Source organism: Sphingomonas lacusdianchii (assembly GCF_022664395.1).
Lineage (GTDB): Bacteria > Pseudomonadota > Alphaproteobacteria > Sphingomonadales > Sphingomonadaceae > Sphingomonas > Sphingomonas lacusdianchii.
The window spans coordinates 145,058-161,117 of the sequence record NZ_JAKRET010000003.1; the positions used below are offsets into that span (position 1 = coordinate 145,058).

Below are 16,060 nucleotides of genomic sequence, written 5' to 3' on the forward strand. Positions count from 1 at the left end.
AACGCCGGGCGGCGCGAACAGACGTCGCTACAGGGAGGGGATAGATTGATGAAGATGCACGTACTCGCGTATCCGTCGCGCTCGGCCAAGCGGTTGCTGATGGCGACGTCGGCGTTGACCTTGGCATTGTCGCCGGCAGCCGCCTTTGCCCAGACCGCCATCACGCCGCCGGATGAAAAGGTGCCGACGCCGCTGGCCGATGCGCAGGACGCGACGCCCGAAGGTGAAATCGTCGTTACCGGCATCCGCGCCGCGCTTGAATCGGCAAAGGAGATCAAGCGCCGGTCGTCGACCTTCGTCGATTCGATCACCGCGTCGGACATTGCGACGCTGCCCGATCTGTCGGTCGCCGAAGCGATCGGTCGTATTCCGGGCGTCACCATCTCGCGCTTCCCGACCAACGGCGGCAGCCCCGACTTCCCCTCGCCTGAAGGTCGCGGCAACCTTGTGCGCGGTCTCGGTTTCGTCCGCTCCGAATTCAACGGCCGCGACGCCTTCTCGGCGAATGGCGGTCGTGCGCTCGACTTCTCCAGCATTCCGCCCGAACTGGTCGGCGGCGTTGACGTCTACAAGAACCAGAGCGCCGACCTGATCGAAGGCGGTATCGGCGGCACGATCAACCTGCGCACGCTCGAACCGTTCGACAGCAAGAAGGACCTGTTCGTCATCTCGGTCGACGGTACCTATTCCGACTTGCGCGAGAAGTGGTCGCCGCAGGCGAGCATCACCGCCGGCAAGCGCTGGAACACGGGCATCGGCGAATTCGGCATTCTCGGCTCCTATTCGCGGTCGCGGCTCGACTCGCGGATCAACGGCTGGCAGCAGAGCCCGCCGATCCCGCGTGTGCTCGATGCCAACGGCAACGTGCCAGAAACCGGCAACTTCAACGACGATAACCGGTTGAACGAGTTCAACGGTGCCGATCCGTCGCGCATCGTCGGCATCACGCCCGGCTTCCAGTTCCGCAACACCGAATTCGATCGCGACCGTATCAGCTATTACGGCGCGTTGCAGTGGCGTAACGACGGTCTGCAGGCGACGTTCAAGTACATTCGCGTCGAAAGCAAGATCAACAGCATCGAAGACACGCTGGAATGGTTCCCCGATCATAATGGCGGCGTGCAGATCGGCGTGCAGAACATGCAGTTGGATAAGAACTGGGGTTCGAACGGACTGCCATTGTGCAGTGGTCCGGGCGGGCGTCCGGTCGCCCCCGGCGATTGCGAAAACCTGTATCCGGTCCGCGGCGGCTTGATGGAATCAGGCTTGGTCACCAGCAACAATGATTCGTGGACCGGTGCGCGCGGTCGTGACATCGGCATGCTCGGCGTGGGCAAGCAGGAAGAGGCGACCACCGAAGACTTCAGCCTTAACCTGAAATGGAACGCCTCCGAACGGCTGTTCATCACGGTCGACGGACAGTATACTAAGGCTGACGCGCGGCAGCGCCAGATTTGGGGTGGCATGAACAGCTACTTCAATTATTCAGTGAAGCCGGACCTTGACCATCCACGGGTCGAATTCTTCATTGACCCCGCGCACCGCTTCAATCCTAGCAACACTCGGTTTACTGGTGATCGTGACCCAATCACCAATTCCAACGGGTTCATCAACGCGCCCGGCGTCTACATCCCGTCGCCGACGAACTCGGCCGACTTCAATGGCGCCAATTTCCAGTATGCCGCCGATCAGTTCCAGAACGGCGAAGGCGACCTCTATTCGCTGCGTGGCGACGTCAGCTACGACGTGTCGGGTGGCGACGGGCTTGCCGGCTGGTTCGACAGCGTGAAGTTCGGCGCACGTTTCGCCGAACGCAGCCAGGTCAATTCGGAAATGGCGCTCAACTGGGGCGCGATCGCTCCGGCATGGGCGGGCGGCTATGGTATCGCCGGCACGTTCCAGAACCCGAACAAGGGCTTCGAAGCGGTCGAGTTCAAGAACTTCTTCCGTGGCGACGGCGTCATTCCGGGTAGCAACACGGCATTCGTGTTCGTGAATAGCGATATTCTCAACGACTATTCCGCCTATCGCAAATATCTCGCCAGCGAACCTCAGTTGGCGACGCTGGGCAGCTGGGTCCCGCGCGGGATCGATGACGGCACGCGTTTCGGTCAGGGCGTCTATCGTCCCGAGGATACGTCCGACATCACCGAGCGGACGAAGAACGCCTATGTCCGCATCGATTTCAAACATGACTTCGACGGCGGCATGTCGATCGACGGCAATGTCGGTGTGCGCTACGTCCGCACCGAACTGCAATCGTCGGGCTTCCAGGCATTCCGCCCGTTCAACCCCGACCTGCCGTCCTGTAATCCGGCCGGCGGCGCGGGACAGACGGGCTGCCAATACACGTTCGATCCGACGACCGGCCGCCGGCTGCGTACCGACGATGCCGAAAGCCGCGACGATATCCGCGACTTCGCACCGCAGGCGGTCGCATATTCGGAACAGGCCGCGATCCCGACCACGCTCAACCTGGTCGACGAAAAGTGGCTGCCGTCCTTCAACATGAAGTTCAATCTCAACCGCGAGATGCTGTTCCGCTTCGGCTACAGCAAGGGGCTGAGCCGGCCGAACGTACAGGATCTGCGCGCTTCGCAGGAATATGTCGTCACGACTACCAGCACCCGGTATCAGCAGATTACCGACCAGAACGACCCGTTGTTCGGCGTGGATCGTGGTGCGGTGGATATTTCCGCCAGCGAAATCCGCGTCAGCCGCGGCAACCCGTTCCTGAAGCCGACCACCGCCGACAATTTCGACCTGTCGTACGAATGGTATTTCAAGGGCGGTTATCTGTCGGTCGCCGGCTTCTACAAAAAGCTGTCGAACATCATCACCAACGGCGACCTGTCGCTGGGGACGACGACGCTCGACGGCAAGACGCTGAACATCATCTATAACGGCCCGGTCAATCAGGCGAAGGCGACGGTGAAGGGCGTCGAGGTCGGCTATCAGCAGTTCTTCGACTTCCTGCCGGGACCGCTCAAGCATCTGGGCGTACAGGCCAACTACACCTTCATCGATGCCAACACGACGCCGCCTGGCAACGGTGCCGATGCCAATGGCGACGGCGTACCGGACGACGTGACGCAGGTGTTCCGCTGGGGTGTCAGCGATCTGCTCGGCCAGTCCAAGCATATCGCCAACGCGGTCGCGATCTATCAGGACAAGGTGGTCGAAGCGCGTCTCGCCTATAACTGGCGCTCGTCCTACCTGCTGACCTATCGCGACTATGTGACCGGCAACCCGATCTTCGCCGAAGACGCGGGCTTCCTCGACGCATCGCTGAAGTTCAACATCGGCAACCTTCAGCTGCGCGGGTCGATCGCCAACATCCTCGATACGAAGAGCAAGGCGTACGGCATCATCGACGGTGATGGTCAGCGCTACGACCGGTTCAGCTTCCTGAACGATCGCCGTATCGTGATCGGCGCGCTGTTCCGCATCTGATACGGGGACACCGCAAACAAATCGGGGGAGGTGCCACCGGCGCCTCCCCCCTTTTTTTGCCGGCCAGGACCGACCGGCTATTCGTCCAGCCCGCTGAACCCGCCGCCGGCATAGTCGCTGAACTTGGTGATCTGCGGCTCGAACTTCAGCGTCACCTTGCCGGTCGCACCATGCCGCTGCTTAGCGATGATGAGCTCGGCGAGGCCGTAGACACGTTCCATATCCATCGCCCATTTGGCATGGTCCTCGAACACCTTCGCATCGTCGCCGTCGCGCGGGCGTTTCGGCTCCTTGGCCGCGACATAATAGTCTTCGCGATACACGAACCAGACCATGTCGGCGTCCTGTTCGATCGACCCCGATTCGCGAAGGTCGGACAGCTGCGGCCGTTTGTCCTCGCGCTGCTCGACGGCACGCGACAACTGCGACAGCGCCATCACCGGCACGCCGATATCTTTGGCCAGTGTCTTCAATCCGCGCGAAATCTCGGAGATTTCCTGCACGCGGTTGTCGCTGCCTTTGCCCGATCCCTGCAGGAGCTGCAGATAGTCAACCACGACCAAGCCGAGCTCACCGTCCAGCTTGCGCTGCAATCGGCGGACGCGGGTGTGCAGGCCCGAAATCGACAGGCCGGCGGTATCGTCGATATAGAGCGGCAGCTGTTCCAGATCGGCGGCGGCATTGGCGAGGCGGGTAAAGTCCTCCTTGCGGATCTTGCCCATGCGCAAGGCTTCGGAACTGATTTCCGCCTGCTCGGCCATGATGCGCGTCGCGAGCTGATCGGCGGACATTTCGAGCGAAAAGAACGCGACCTTCGCGCCGACCGACTTGCCCTTTTCCATGCCGGCGCGCTGGTCGTCCATATAACGTTGCGCGGCGTTGAAGGCGATGTTGGTCGCCAGCGACGTCTTCCCCATGCCGGGGCGGCCGGCAAGGATGATGAGATCGCTGTGATGCATGCCGCCGATCCGGCCGTTGACCGATGCGAGGCCGGTCGTGACGCCCGACAGGCCGCCACCCGAGTTCATCGCGCGTTCGGCCATGCGCACCGCCATCGTCGTCGCCTGCGCGAACGATTTGACGGCGTTGGTCGTGTTCCCCTCCGCCGCGACCTTGAACAGCGCTTCCTCGGCCGCCTCGATCTGCTTCTTGGGGTCGACCTCGGTCGAGGTATCGGTGGCGTTTTCGACCAGCGTGCGGCCCACGGTGATCAGCGCGCGCAACTGAGCAAGATCGTAGATTTGCTGCGCGAACTGCCGCGCACCGATCAGGCTGGCGTTGCTGCCGGTGATCTCGACCAGATACTGGGTGCCGCCGCGCGCCGCCAGCAATTCGTCATTGTCGAACATCGGCCGCAGCGTCACCGGACTGGCGATCATGCCGGTGCGGCGGACGTCCCTGATCCGTTCGAAGATGCGCGCATGGGCGGGATCGTAGAAATGCTCGATATCCAGCCGTTCGACCATGTCGTCGGCCAGGCCGTTGTCGATCAGCATCGCGCCCAGCAGCGCCGCCTCCGCATCGACATTGTGGGGCACGCGCGGTGGTTGCGGGGGAGTACCCCCGCCGATGCTGTGAACAGTAGCCATCGCCCCTTGTCCCAGACCTCGGCCTTACGCTCAACCGCTTGACAGCGCATTTTGCGGTGGACGCCACGACATGAAGCGGCGACAGGAGGCCATGGCCGATCCACGGATCATCGACGTGACCCTCGACGAGCGCACCATTTTGTGGCGCAGCGCCGATATCGAGCAGGAACGGCGGATCGCGATCTTCGACCTGCTGGAGGCGAATCACTTCGCCCCCGCCCGAGTGCCTGCCGATCATTATGCCGGTCCGTACCGCATCGCGCTGTCGGTGCCCGAGGGGCGGCTCGCCATCGATATCGCGCGCGAGGACGGCAGCCTGATCGAGACGCTGGTGCTGGGCATGGCGCGGTTGCGTCGCCCGATCCGCGATTATTTCGCGATCTGCGACAGCTATTACAAAGCCATACGACAGGCGACGCCGCACGAGATCGAGACGATCGACATGGCCAGGCGGGGCATCCACAACGAAGCGGCCGAGGCATTGCGCGAACGATTGGACGGCAAGGTCGAGATCGATTTCGACACCGCACGCCGCCTCTTCACCCTGATCTGCGTGCTGCATATCAAGGCGTGATGCGGTTCAGATTGATTCCCGGCGCGCTGGCGGTGCTGGCGCTGGTTGCGTTGTTTCTGTGGCAATGGTCGTTCGGCTGGACGCCCGATCGCGCCCGGTTCCCGGTCCAGGGCCTGACGGTATCGGCCGGTGACGGGCCGATCGACTGGCCGACCGTCCGCGCGCGCGGCGCCGATTTCGCCTATGTCACGGCGTCGCGCGGAACGCAGCGCGATGCCGCGTTCGAAACGAACTGGAACGGCGCGCATGCCATCGGGATGCGCCACGGCGCGCTCCACGCATTTTCGCTGTGCGAGCCGACCGCCGATCAGGTCACGACCTATCTGACCACGGTACCGCGCGCGACCGATGCCCTGCCCGCCACGCTGTCGCTCGACTTTTCGCCCGACTGCACCGCACGGCCGACCCGCGCGCAGGTGATGGCCGCGATCCGCGGGTTTCTGGGCCCGGCCGAATATCATGACGGCCGGGCGATGATGCTGCGCATCTCGCCCGCGTTCGAAGCAGAATATCGGGTCAGCGCCGCGATCGTCCGGCCGCTCTGGGCGCAACGGCGCTTCTTCGAACCCGATTATCTGGCGCGGCCGTGGCGGATGTGGCAGGCGAACCCGGCGCGGCGCATCGACGGCGTCGCCCGTCCCGTCGCGTGGAGTGTAGCCGCCCAATGACCGATCCCGCCGCCCTGATCGACGCCGCGCGCGCCGCCGCCGCGCATGCCCACGCGCCCTATTCGCGCTTCGCGGTCGGCGCGGCGTTGCTGATGGAAGACGGATCGATCGTCACCGGGGCCAATTTCGAAAATGCCAGCTACGGTCTGTCGCTGTGCGCGGAGACGGTGGCGACCGCCACGGCCAACGCCGCCGGGCGACTGCGCGAGATCGTCGCGGTCGGCATCGTCGGCGGACGGATGGGCGAAGCCGACGCGGACCCGATCCGCCCGTGCGGCCGGTGTCGGCAGATACTGAACGAAGCGGCGCAGATGGGCGGACGCGATCTGGCGGTCTATTGTTCCGGGCTCGGCGGCGGCACCATCGAAACGCATCGCCTGTCCGACCTGTTGCCGCATGCATTTGGCCCGGGCGATCTGGGTATTGGGGGAAAGCAATGACGATCCTGTCGGATCACTGGATTCGCGAACAGGCGCTGGCGACGGGGATGATCGAACCCTTTGTCGAATCGCAGCGGCGCGAGGGGTGCATCAGCTACGGCCTGTCGTCTTATGGCTATGACGCGCGGGTGTCGGACGAATTCAAGATCTTCACCAACGTCGATTCCGCCGTCGTCGACCCGAAGGATTTCGCCCAGAACAGCTTCGTCGATCGCAAGACCGACGTCTGCATCATTCCGCCCAACAGCTTCGCGCTGGCCCGCACCGTCGAATATTTCCGCGTGCCGCGCGACGTGCTGGTGATCTGCCTCGGCAAGTCGACCTATGCACGCTGCGGGATCATCGTCAACGTGACGCCGCTGGAGCCGGAATGGGAGGGGCATGTCACGCTGGAATTCTCCAACACGACGCCGCTTCCGGCCAAGATCTACGCCAATGAAGGCGCTTGCCAGTTCCTGTTCCTGAAGGGCGACCAGCCCTGCGGCACCAGCTATGCCGATCGCGCCGGCAAATATATGGGCCAGCGCGGCGTCACCCTGCCGCGGCTCTGACGACGATGATCGGACGCAACTGGACCGGGCGCAGTGCGGTGGTGCGCCTGTCGGCACTCCTGCCGGTTCTGGCGCTGTTCGCCCCGAAGCTGCCGCTGCCGCTCGCCTTCGGCACCGGCGGCGCGCTGATCCTGTGGATGGCGTTCGTCTGCGCGCGGGTCGCGATCAACGATCATCGGGCGGCGTCGGAAATCGTTCCCTTCCGCCCCACGCGCCGGTCGCGATAGGGCGGACGCGGCGGCGCGACCGTCTGCGGCACCTCCCACGGATGCCGTCCCCCCTGCCGCACGGTCGTCACCCGCCCGTTCGCCAGCGATATCGCGACGCCGCCGGTCCGCGCCAGCATCGTCCGGTCGAGCTTCAGCCAGCGCGGCGTACAGCCATCGGGCAGGCGACGGTCGCTGACGACGATATCGGCACGGCGACAGGCGGCGATCAGTTCGGCCCATGGCAGCGCATAACCGCTACGCGTCGCAACGATCGTCCAGCGCCGACCGCCCGTCTCGCGCGTGGCGATGCACAGGTCGGCGCTGCACTTCACGCCGGGCTGTTCGGACAGCGGCGGCAACGCGCCCTCGACTCCCCCACCCTCGCCCAGCGTCGATCGGACATAGTCGCCCGCCCGGTCGCGCAGGATCGCCATGCCGCCATCGGGCGTCGCCAACGCCATATGCCGCCCGTCCCCCGTTACCAGCAGATCGGGTGCCGGCGTCGCCAGCGCCCACACAGCGCCGACCGCGAACGGCAATATTCCCCAGCGCCGCAGCGCCGTCCGCCACAACGCAATCCACAGTCCGCCGACGACCATCAGCGCGAATGCCCCGTCGGGCATCGCCGGCAGCGAAGCGACCGATCCCGGCGCCGCCGCGACCGTCCGCGCGATCCACAGCAGCAACGCCAGCGACCGCTCGACCGCCCACCATGCCGGCGCCCCCAGCCCGATCAGATCGAGCGCCAATGCCAGCGCCTCCAGTGGCATGGTGACGAAGGTCGTGAGCGGGATGGCGACGATATTGGCCAGCGCACCGTACAGCCCGGCCTTGTGGAAATGATACAGGCCGATCGGCATCAACGCCGCCTCGACCACCAGCCCGGTGAGCAGCAACGACGCCAGATTGCGCCCCAACCGCCGCCACGGCGCTTCATCGCGCTTCAGGAACCAGCGCCGGACGCGGGGATGTTCGTGCAACGCGACGATCGCGGTGACGGCGGCGAAACTCAACTGGAAACTCGGACCCGCCAGCGACTCCGGCAACGCGAGCAGCACCAGCAACGCCCCCGTCGCGATCAACCGCAACGTGATCGCCTCGCGCCCGATCGACAGCGCCGCCAGCACCAGCAGCGCGGCGATGCACGACCGCACCGTCGGCACGTCGGCGCCTGACAACCACGTATAGGCCAAGGCCGCCGTTGCCCCCGCCCCGGCCGCGACGACCGGCAACCGCACCCGGATTGCCAGCGGCGGAAACAGCGCCAGCAGCTTCAGCACCAGCGTCATCGTACCGACCACCACCGCGGTGACGTGCAGGCCGCTGATCGACAGCAGATGGGCGAGGCCCGACCGGCGCATCGCCTCCGCATCGGCGGCCTCGATCGCGCCGCGATCACCGGTCACGAACGCGGCAGCGATCCCGCCTTCGCTGCCATCGACACGGGATACGATATGGTCGGTCAGCGTCGAGCGGAGCGCGGCATCCCCCGGATCGCCCGGCGCGACGACCCGGATCGGCGCAAAGCCGCGCCCGGTCGCGCCGATCCCCTGAAACCACGCGGTCCGGGCGAAATCATAGGCGCCCGGCAATGCGGCGGAGGGCGGCGGCATCAGCCGGGCACGCAGCGCCAGGCGGCTGTCCGGCACCACTCCGGCGGGCAGATCGCCTTGAGCGATGTTGACCCGCACCAGCGGCGGCAAACGGGCGGCAGCATCCGGCCGCAGCGTCAGGCGAACCAGTTCGCGTGCCGGCAACGGCTCGACCCGCTCGACCCGCGCCTCGAACGCCGCGACGACCGGCCGGGCCAGCACCGGTGCCGCGACACGCTCCGCCCGCCACCAGATCAGCGCGCAGCCAAGCATGACCAGCAGGCCCGCGATCGTGATCGCCCGCGCCGTCCGCGTGCCCCATGGCAGCATCAGTCCGGCCAGCGCCACCGCCAGCCCGACCAACAGTACCGCACCCCATGCCGCCGGTCCTGGCAGCACGAACCACGCCGTAATCCCCACCCCCAATGCGACCGGCATCCACAGCGGCAACTGCCCCCGCTCCGCCTCCGCCAGACGTTCCGACATAGCGAGGAACCCTCCCCCACCGCGCTTGGTTTGAAGCGTGCGGGGTGCCATGCTAGGGGCGGTCGCGGCTGAACTGGCCATATCTGTTCCACCCGATTTCTGGGAGCATCCGCGCTTGGGCGCAACCACTTCCGCGACGCCTGTCGTCACCCGTTTCGCGCCGTCGCCGACCGGCTTTCTCCACATCGGCGGTGCGCGCACCGCGCTGTTCAACTGGCTCTATGCCCGTCGCCATGGCGGTCGCTTTCTGCTGCGGATCGAGGATACCGATCGCGCGCGCTCGACCCAGCCGGCGATCGATGCGATCCTCGACGGCATGCGCTGGCTCGGCCTCGACTGGGACGGCGACGCCGTGTTCCAGTTCGCGCGGGCCGACCGCCACGCCGCCGTCGCCCGTCAGCTGCTCGACGCCGGCCATGCCTATCGCTGCTATGCGACCCCGGAAGAACTTACCGCGCTGCGCGAGGAACAGCGCGCCGCCGGCAAGCCGATCCGCTATGACGGACGCTGGCGCGACCGCGCGCCCGAGGATGCGCCCGAAGGCGCACCGTTCGTCGTCCGGCTGAAGGCGCCGAAGGAAGGCGCCGTGACGATTTCGGACCAGGTGCAGGGCGAGGTGACCGTCGCCAATGCCGAACTCGACGATTTCGTGCTGCTACGATCGGACGGTACGCCGACCTATATGCTCGCGGTCGTGGTCGACGATCACGACATGGGGGTGACCCATGTCATTCGCGGCGACGACCACCTCAACAACGCCTTTCGCCAGCTCGCCCTGATCCGCGCGATGGACGCGGTCGAAGGCGGCTGGCCCGATCCGGTCTATGCCCATGTGCCGCTGATCCACGGCGCGGACGGCGCCAAGCTGTCGAAGCGCCACGGTGCACTTGGCGTAGAGGCATATCGCGACGAACTGGGCGTGCTGCCCGAAGCGCTCAACAACTATCTGCTGCGGCTCGGCTGGGGCCATGGCGACGAGGAGATCATCAGCCGCGAGCGCGCGACCGAGGTCTTCGACCTGTCGGGTGTGGGCCGTTCGCCGTCCCGTTTCGATACGAAGAAGCTGCTGAACCTCAACGGCCATTATATCCGCGAGGCCGATGATGCGCGCCTGACCGCGTTGGTCGCCGAACGCCTGCCCGACGGGATCGACCGTGACCTGCTGCAGCGCGCCATGCCGGTACTGAAGGTGCGCGCCGCCGATCTCAACGAACTCGCCGCCAATGCCGCCTTCTTCTTCAAGTCGCGCCCGCTGCCGATGGACGACGGCGCTACCGCGCTGCTGACACCCGAGGCACGTGCGATTCTGTCGCAGTTGCACGCCAAGCTTGACGCACTCGCAGCATGGGATACGGAGACGATCGAAGCTGCGGTACGCGAAGTGGCGGAGGCGGCGGGGTTGAAGCTGGGTGCCGCCGCGCAACCGCTTCGCGCCGCGCTGACGGGTTCGCGCACCTCACCGGGGATTTTCGACGTGCTCGCCCTGCTGGGCCGCGCCGAAAGCCTTGGCCGCATCGAAGATCAGATGGCCAAACCGGCCGCATAACCAACAGGAGACGCCAGATGGCCGATAACGCTAAACTGCAGGTTGCGGGCAAGGACGTCGAATTTCCGGTTCGATCGGGAACGATCGGTCCCGACGTCGTCGACATCCGCAAACTCTATGCACAGACCGGCGCCTTCACCTACGATCCGGGCTTCACCTCGACCGCCAGCTGCGATTCGGCGCTGACCTATATCGATGGTGACGAAGGCGTGCTGCTGCATCGCGGCTATCCGATCGGTCAGCTGGCCGAGGAATCGTCGTTCATGGAGGTCGCCTATCTGCTGCTGAACGGCGAACTGCCGTCGGGCGAGGAACTGGGCAACTTCACCACCACGATCAGCCGCCACACGATGCTGCACGAACAGCTCGCGACCTTCTATCGCGGTTTCCGCCGCGACGCGCACCCGATGGCGATCATGTGCGGCGTCGTCGGCGCGCTGTCGGCCTTCTACCATGATTCGACCGACATTACCGATCCGACCCAGCGGACGATCGCGTCGCACCGGCTGATCGCCAAGATGCCGACGATCGCGGCGATGGCGTACAAGTACAGCGTCGGCCAGCCGTTCCAGTATCCGGACAATTCGCTCAGCTACACCGGCAATTTCCTGAAGATGACCTTCGGCGTGCCGGCCGAGCCCTATGAAGTGAACCCGGTCGTCGAAAAGGCGCTGGACCGCATCTTCATCCTGCACGCCGATCACGAACAGAATGCGTCGACCTCGACCGTGCGTCTCGCCGGCTCGTCGGGTGCGAACCCGTTCGCCTGCATGGCCGCCGGCATCGCCTGCCTCTGGGGTCCGGCGCATGGCGGCGCGAACGAAGCCGCGCTCAACATGCTGCGCGAGATCGGCACGCCTGAGCGCATCCCGGAATATATCGCCCGCGCCAAGAACAAGGACGATCCGTTCCGCCTGATGGGCTTCGGTCACCGCGTCTACAAGAACTACGATCCGCGTGCGACCGTCATGCAGAAGACGGTGCGCGAAGTGTTCGAATCGCTGGGCGTCAATGATCCGGTGTTCGAAACCGCCTTGCGGCTCGAGGAACTGGCGCTGTCGGACGACTATTTCATCGAAAAGAAGCTGTTCCCGAACGTCGACTTCTATTCGGGCGTCATCCTGTCGGCGATCGGCTTCCCGACCACGATGTTCACCGCGCTGTTCGCGCTCGCCCGCACCGTCGGCTGGGTCGCGCAGTGGAACGAGATGATCTCGGACCCCGAACAGAAGATCGGTCGTCCGCGTCAGCTCTATACCGGCCCCGCACAGCGCGATTACGTGCCCGTGGGCCAGCGCTGAGATGCGCATCGTCCGGCGGGCGCTGACGATCGTCGGTGCGATCCTCGCGTTCGTCGGACTGTTCTGGCTGGGTCAGGGGATGGGGATCATCCGCTGGCCCGCCAGTTCCTTCATGATCGACCAGTATCTCTGGGTCGTCACCGGATCGGTCGTAGCAGCAGCCGGGCTGCTCCTGATTCTCATCGCGCGGCGCCTGCCCCGCCGCTGATCCCGCGACTCGCGACGCGGCAATCGAATTTCCGCCGATAATATTTCGGTCTTCAGCATTTTCTACCAGATCGGTGCAATCAGCTACTCGTCGGCGTATACCGTCAGGTTGCGCAAATTACTGTTTTCGTTGGAAACAGAATGAATGGTGCGCTTTCGTGCATTAACCATCCGGTAACTATACTGCTTCTGTTTCCGCCTCGTACTTAAATCGATCTTAATCCCGAACTGCGAAGAAGCTCGCAGTTCTTTTGGGGGCAAGATCACATGAGTACTGCTTTCTGCCTGCCATCAAATCTATCGATGGCGAACATCGCCGCCATCGTCGACGATTTGCGCGCATTGCCGTCCGGTGGCGACCTGGTCCTTGATGCGACCGATCTCAAGGCACCCGACCTCAGCGTCCTGCAACTGATCGAAAGCCTGCGCGCACAGGCGCGGCTGCACGACGCGTCGGTCAGCCTTGCCGCCCCGGCAGACGAACCCCTTACCGCCCTGCTGCATCGTGCCGGTTTCGTCGCCGCGATGACGCCCGACGACAACGCCTTCTGGTTCCACGGAGTGCCCTTGCAATGACCGCTTCCATTCTTGCCGTCGACGATTCCGCCAGCCTGCGCATGGCGATCCGCATCGCGCTGACCGGTGCGGGCTATACCGTGACCGAGGCCGGCGACGGCGTCGAAGGGCTGACCAAGGCGACGTCAACCAAGTTCGACATGATCGTCACCGATCTGAACATGCCGAACATGGACGGGCTGTCGATGATCCGCGAACTGCGCAAGCAGCCGGCACAGGCGGGCGTCCCGATCATCTTCCTGACCACCGAATCCGATCCGGAAATGAAGAACCAAGCCAAGGCCGCCGGCGCCACCGGCTGGCTGGTCAAGCCGTTCGTGCCCGACCAGCTCGTGAAGGTCGCGCGCAAGGTGCTGGGCCGGTGATCGCCGACGATCCGATCGCCGCCTTCCGCGTGGAGGCGGGCGAGGTGCTCGATCAGGTCGAGCAGGCGCTGCTCGACCTCGGCCACCGGCTCGACGATGCCGATCTCGTCAACGCGGTCTTCCGGGGTTTGCATACCCTGAAGGGCTCGGGCGCGATGTTCGGCTTCGACGCGCTGGCCGGCTTCACCCATCACTGCGAAACCGCGTTCGATCGCGTCCGCAAGGGGCAGGTCCCCGCTACCGCCGGGCTGGTGTCGGTCATCCTGTCCGCGCAGGATCACATGCGCGCGCTGGTCGAGGGCGACGCCCCCGCAGCCGACGGCGATGCGATCCTCGCGCGGTTGCAGGCGGCGATCGACGAAGCGTCGGGCACCACGCCGGCCGCGGCCAGCGCACCCGCCGCTACCGGTTGGCAGATCGCCTTCCGGCTGCCCGCCGATGCGATGGCCAATGGCACCAACCCGCTGATGCTGCTCGACGAGCTGCGCGAACTGGGCGACTGCACCGTCGTCGCGCGGACCGACAAGGTCCCGCCGCTCGCCGATCTCGTCCCGACCGAATGCCATATCGGCTGGGACGTGACGCTGCTCGGCGACGTGAAGCGCGACGATATCGAGGATGTGTTCATCTTCGTGATGGACGACATGGAATTGTCGATCGAACCGCTCGGCCTCGCCGATGCGGATGCGGCGGCCGACGCCGCTGGGACCGACGAAGCACCGGTCCTCGCCGAAGCCGCCGCACCGGTCGCGACCGCAGCGACCGCCGACAGCCCCGCCGCCCGTTCGACCGCCAAGGCCGAAGAAAGCGTGCGCGTCCCTGCCGGACGGCTCGACGCGCTGATGGACCGGGTCGGCGAACTGGTCATCGCCCAGAGCCGCCTGTCGCAATGCGCCGATCGGGGCCAGGACCTTGTCCTGCGCTCGGTCTCCGAGGAAATCGAGCGGCTGGCCGGCGAATTGCGCGACACGATGATGGTGCTGCGCATGGTGCCGGTCGGCTCGCTCTTCTCGCGCTTCCGCCGTCTGATCCACGACCTGGCGCGCGACACCGGCAAGACGATCGAGTTCGAAACCGAAGGCGAGGCGACCGAGGTCGACAAGACCGTGATCGAACGCCTGTTCGACCCGATGGTCCACCTGATCCGCAACAGCTGCGACCATGGTCTCGAAACGCCCGAGGACCGCATCGCCGCCGGCAAGCCCGCCGCCGGTTCGGTCCGGCTTGCCGCGCACCAGGCGGGGGGCGAGGTCGTCATCACCATCCGCGACGACGGCCGCGGCATCAACCGCGCCCGCGTCCGTGCCAAGGCGGAGGCGAACGGCCTGATCCAGCCCGACCAGGCGCTGAACGACCACGAACTGCTGCAGATGATCTTCGCGCCCGGTTTCTCGACCGCCGCGACCGTCACCAACCTGTCGGGCCGCGGCGTCGGCATGGACGTGGTGAAGCGCACGATCGAGGGGTTGCGCGGATCGATCGACGTCCAGTCGACCGAGGGCGAGGGATCGCTGATCGCGCTGCGCATTCCGCTGACGCTGGCGATCATCGACGGCCTGCTCGTTCGGGCCGGCAGCGGCCGCTACGTCATTCCGCTGACCGCGGTCGAGGAATGCATCGAACTCTCGCTCGAGGACGATATGCGCCATCGCGGGCGCAGCCTCATCACGCTGCGCGAAAAGCTGGTGCCGTTCCTGCGGCTGCGCGAAATCTTCGCCACCGACACCCGGCCCGATCCGTTCCAGAAGATCGTGGTCGTGTCGACGCCGCAGGGCCGGGTCGGGCTGGTCGTCGACCAGATCATCGGCAACCACCAGACGGTCATCAAGCCGATGTCGGCGCTCCACCGCGACGCCGCCACCTTTGCCGGCGCGACGATCCTCGGCGATGGCGAGGTCGCACTGATCCTCGACATCGCCCAGCTCATCGCGCTCGGCCAGCCTCGTGAGGAGACGCTGCGTGCAGCCGGATGAACATTGCCAGGCGACCGGCCTGGTCCCTCGGAACAGCGACCGACAGCTCGAAGTGCTGGTTTTCGACCTGGGGGGGCAAAGCTTTGCGCTCGAGGCGGTGCTGGTCCGCGAAATCCTCGACATGATGCCCGAAACGCGGGTGCCCGGCGCGCCTGCGCTGGTCGGTCACGTCATCAACTTTCGCGGGCGGATCATTCCGCTGGCCGACCTGCACCTCGCCTTTGGCATGACGGTACCGGCACCGACCAAGGACAGCCGCATCGTCGTGATCGAACTCGATCTGGGCGGTGATGCGACGATCATCGGCCTGCGCACCGACAAGGTGCATGAGGTCGCGACCTTCTCGGCCGCGACCAGCGAGGACGCGCCGGTCGTCGGCCTGCGCTGGAAGCGCGAACATGTCCGCTCGCTGGTCCGGCACGGCAATGACGACATCGTCGTGCTGCCCGACCTCGAAGCCATTTTCCAGACGATCACGCACGGCGCCGCCGCTGCATCCATCCACTGATTCCCGTTTTTTTTGGGGGGGG

The 16,060-nt window shown here is 65.4% G+C and carries 15 protein-coding genes; 13 read left to right on the forward strand and 2 right to left on the reverse strand.

The window, feature by feature from the left end; all coding sequences use genetic code 11:
* Window positions 1–48: 48 nt before the first annotated feature.
* Window positions 49–3,453: a TonB-dependent receptor gene (locus MF607_RS05650; RefSeq protein WP_242116595.1), complete on the forward strand. Its 3,405-nt coding sequence runs from the start codon at window positions 49–51 to the stop codon at window positions 3,451–3,453.
* 77 nt (window positions 3,454–3,530) lie between these two features.
* Here MF607_RS05650 and MF607_RS05655 read toward each other — a convergent pair whose 3' ends face one another.
* Complete coding sequence (locus tag MF607_RS05655) at window positions 3,531–5,042, reverse strand: replicative DNA helicase (RefSeq protein ID WP_242116596.1); 1,512 nt, start codon at window positions 5,040–5,042, stop codon at window positions 3,531–3,533.
* A gap of 91 nt (window positions 5,043–5,133) precedes the next feature.
* On the opposite strand from MF607_RS05655, the gene MF607_RS05660 reads away from it, so the two are divergent.
* The 5 genes from MF607_RS05660 to MF607_RS05680 are packed head-to-tail and all read left to right on the forward strand — an operon-like array spanning window position 5,134 to window position 7,502.
* Window positions 5,134–5,616 (forward strand): UPF0262 family protein, encoded by a 483-nt coding sequence (locus MF607_RS05660; protein WP_242116597.1) that lies wholly within the window; start codon window positions 5,134–5,136, stop codon window positions 5,614–5,616.
* Window positions 5,616–6,284, forward strand: a complete 669-nt coding sequence (locus MF607_RS05665) for a GH25 family lysozyme (RefSeq protein ID WP_242116598.1) — start codon at window positions 5,616–5,618, stop codon at window positions 6,282–6,284. Before MF607_RS05660 ends, MF607_RS05665 begins: the two co-directional genes overlap by 1 nt.
* Window positions 6,281–6,724 carry a cytidine deaminase gene (locus tag MF607_RS05670; RefSeq protein ID WP_242116599.1) on the forward strand — a complete coding sequence of 148 codons (444 nt, stop codon included), beginning with the start codon at window positions 6,281–6,283 and terminating at the stop codon, window positions 6,722–6,724. The genes MF607_RS05665 and MF607_RS05670 overlap by 4 nt, the downstream gene beginning before the upstream one ends.
* Complete coding sequence (gene dcd, locus MF607_RS05675) at window positions 6,721–7,275, forward strand: dCTP deaminase (RefSeq protein WP_056450640.1); 555 nt, start codon at window positions 6,721–6,723, stop codon at window positions 7,273–7,275. The genes MF607_RS05670 and dcd overlap by 4 nt, the downstream gene beginning before the upstream one ends.
* A 5-nt stretch (window positions 7,276–7,280) precedes the next feature.
* Complete coding sequence (locus tag MF607_RS05680) at window positions 7,281–7,502, forward strand: hypothetical protein (protein WP_242116600.1); 222 nt, start codon at window positions 7,281–7,283, stop codon at window positions 7,500–7,502.
* Here MF607_RS05680 and MF607_RS05685 read toward each other — a convergent pair.
* Window positions 7,448–9,562, reverse strand: a complete 2,115-nt coding sequence (locus MF607_RS05685; protein ID WP_242116601.1) for a ComEC/Rec2 family competence protein — start codon at window positions 9,560–9,562, stop codon at window positions 7,448–7,450. The genes MF607_RS05680 and MF607_RS05685 overlap by 55 nt on opposite strands.
* Window positions 9,563–9,677: 115 nt before the next feature.
* Here MF607_RS05685 and gltX point away from each other — a divergent pair, with 115 nt between their 5' ends.
* The 7 genes from gltX to MF607_RS05720 all read left to right on the forward strand — a co-directional run bounded on the left by gltX (window position 9,678) and on the right by MF607_RS05720 (window position 16,038).
* On the forward strand, window positions 9,678–11,108 hold the full coding sequence (gene gltX / locus MF607_RS05690; protein ID WP_242116602.1) for a glutamate--tRNA ligase: 1,431 nt from the start codon (window positions 9,678–9,680) through the stop codon (window positions 11,106–11,108).
* A 17-nt stretch (window positions 11,109–11,125) separates the two neighbouring features.
* Window positions 11,126–12,409, forward strand: coding sequence for a citrate synthase (locus MF607_RS05695; protein WP_242116603.1), 1,284 nt, complete (start codon window positions 11,126–11,128; stop codon window positions 12,407–12,409).
* Window position 12,410: 1 nt separating this feature from the next.
* On the forward strand, window positions 12,411–12,617 hold the full coding sequence (locus MF607_RS05700) for a hypothetical protein (RefSeq protein WP_110154250.1): 207 nt from the start codon (window positions 12,411–12,413) through the stop codon (window positions 12,615–12,617).
* Window positions 12,618–12,919: 302 nt separating this feature from the next.
* Window positions 12,920–13,192: an STAS domain-containing protein gene (locus MF607_RS05705; protein ID WP_242116604.1), complete on the forward strand. Its 273-nt coding sequence runs from the start codon at window positions 12,920–12,922 to the stop codon at window positions 13,190–13,192.
* On the forward strand, window positions 13,189–13,557 hold the full coding sequence (locus MF607_RS05710) for a response regulator (protein WP_242116605.1): 369 nt from the start codon (window positions 13,189–13,191) through the stop codon (window positions 13,555–13,557). The genes MF607_RS05705 and MF607_RS05710 overlap by 4 nt, the downstream gene beginning before the upstream one ends.
* Window positions 13,554–15,530 (forward strand): chemotaxis protein CheA, encoded by a 1,977-nt coding sequence (locus tag MF607_RS05715; protein WP_242116606.1) that lies wholly within the window; start codon window positions 13,554–13,556, stop codon window positions 15,528–15,530. The genes MF607_RS05710 and MF607_RS05715 overlap by 4 nt, the downstream gene beginning before the upstream one ends.
* Window positions 15,517–16,038 carry a chemotaxis protein CheW gene (locus MF607_RS05720; RefSeq protein WP_242116607.1) on the forward strand — a complete coding sequence of 174 codons (522 nt, stop codon included), beginning with the start codon at window positions 15,517–15,519 and terminating at the stop codon, window positions 16,036–16,038. Before MF607_RS05715 ends, MF607_RS05720 begins: the two co-directional genes overlap by 14 nt.
* The last annotated feature ends 22 nt before the right edge of the window (window positions 16,039–16,060 follow it).

Excerpts from the sequence above, each read along its gene's own strand:
- MF607_RS05710 (WP_242116605.1), top strand. The coding sequence starts at position 13,189 with ATGACCGCTTCCATTCTTGCCGTCGACGATTCCGCCAGCCTGCGCATG.
- MF607_RS05685 (WP_242116601.1), bottom strand. The coding sequence starts at position 9,562 with ATGTCGGAACGTCTGGCGGAGGCGGAGCGGGGGCAGTTGCCGCTGTGG.
- MF607_RS05695 (WP_242116603.1), top strand. The coding sequence starts at position 11,126 with ATGGCCGATAACGCTAAACTGCAGGTTGCGGGCAAGGACGTCGAATTT.
- MF607_RS05665 (WP_242116598.1), top strand. The coding sequence starts at position 5,616 with ATGCGGTTCAGATTGATTCCCGGCGCGCTGGCGGTGCTGGCGCTGGTT.
- MF607_RS05670 (WP_242116599.1), top strand. The coding sequence starts at position 6,281 with ATGACCGATCCCGCCGCCCTGATCGACGCCGCGCGCGCCGCCGCCGCG.
- MF607_RS05660 (WP_242116597.1), top strand. The coding sequence starts at position 5,134 with ATGGCCGATCCACGGATCATCGACGTGACCCTCGACGAGCGCACCATT.
- MF607_RS05680 (WP_242116600.1), top strand. The coding sequence starts at position 7,281 with ATGATCGGACGCAACTGGACCGGGCGCAGTGCGGTGGTGCGCCTGTCG.
- MF607_RS05655 (WP_242116596.1), bottom strand. The coding sequence starts at position 5,042 with ATGGCTACTGTTCACAGCATCGGCGGGGGTACTCCCCCGCAACCACCG.
- MF607_RS05705 (WP_242116604.1), top strand. The coding sequence starts at position 12,920 with ATGGCGAACATCGCCGCCATCGTCGACGATTTGCGCGCATTGCCGTCC.
- dcd (WP_056450640.1), top strand. The coding sequence starts at position 6,721 with ATGACGATCCTGTCGGATCACTGGATTCGCGAACAGGCGCTGGCGACG.
- MF607_RS05700 (WP_110154250.1), top strand. The coding sequence starts at position 12,411 with ATGCGCATCGTCCGGCGGGCGCTGACGATCGTCGGTGCGATCCTCGCG.
- MF607_RS05650 (WP_242116595.1), top strand. The coding sequence starts at position 49 with ATGAAGATGCACGTACTCGCGTATCCGTCGCGCTCGGCCAAGCGGTTG.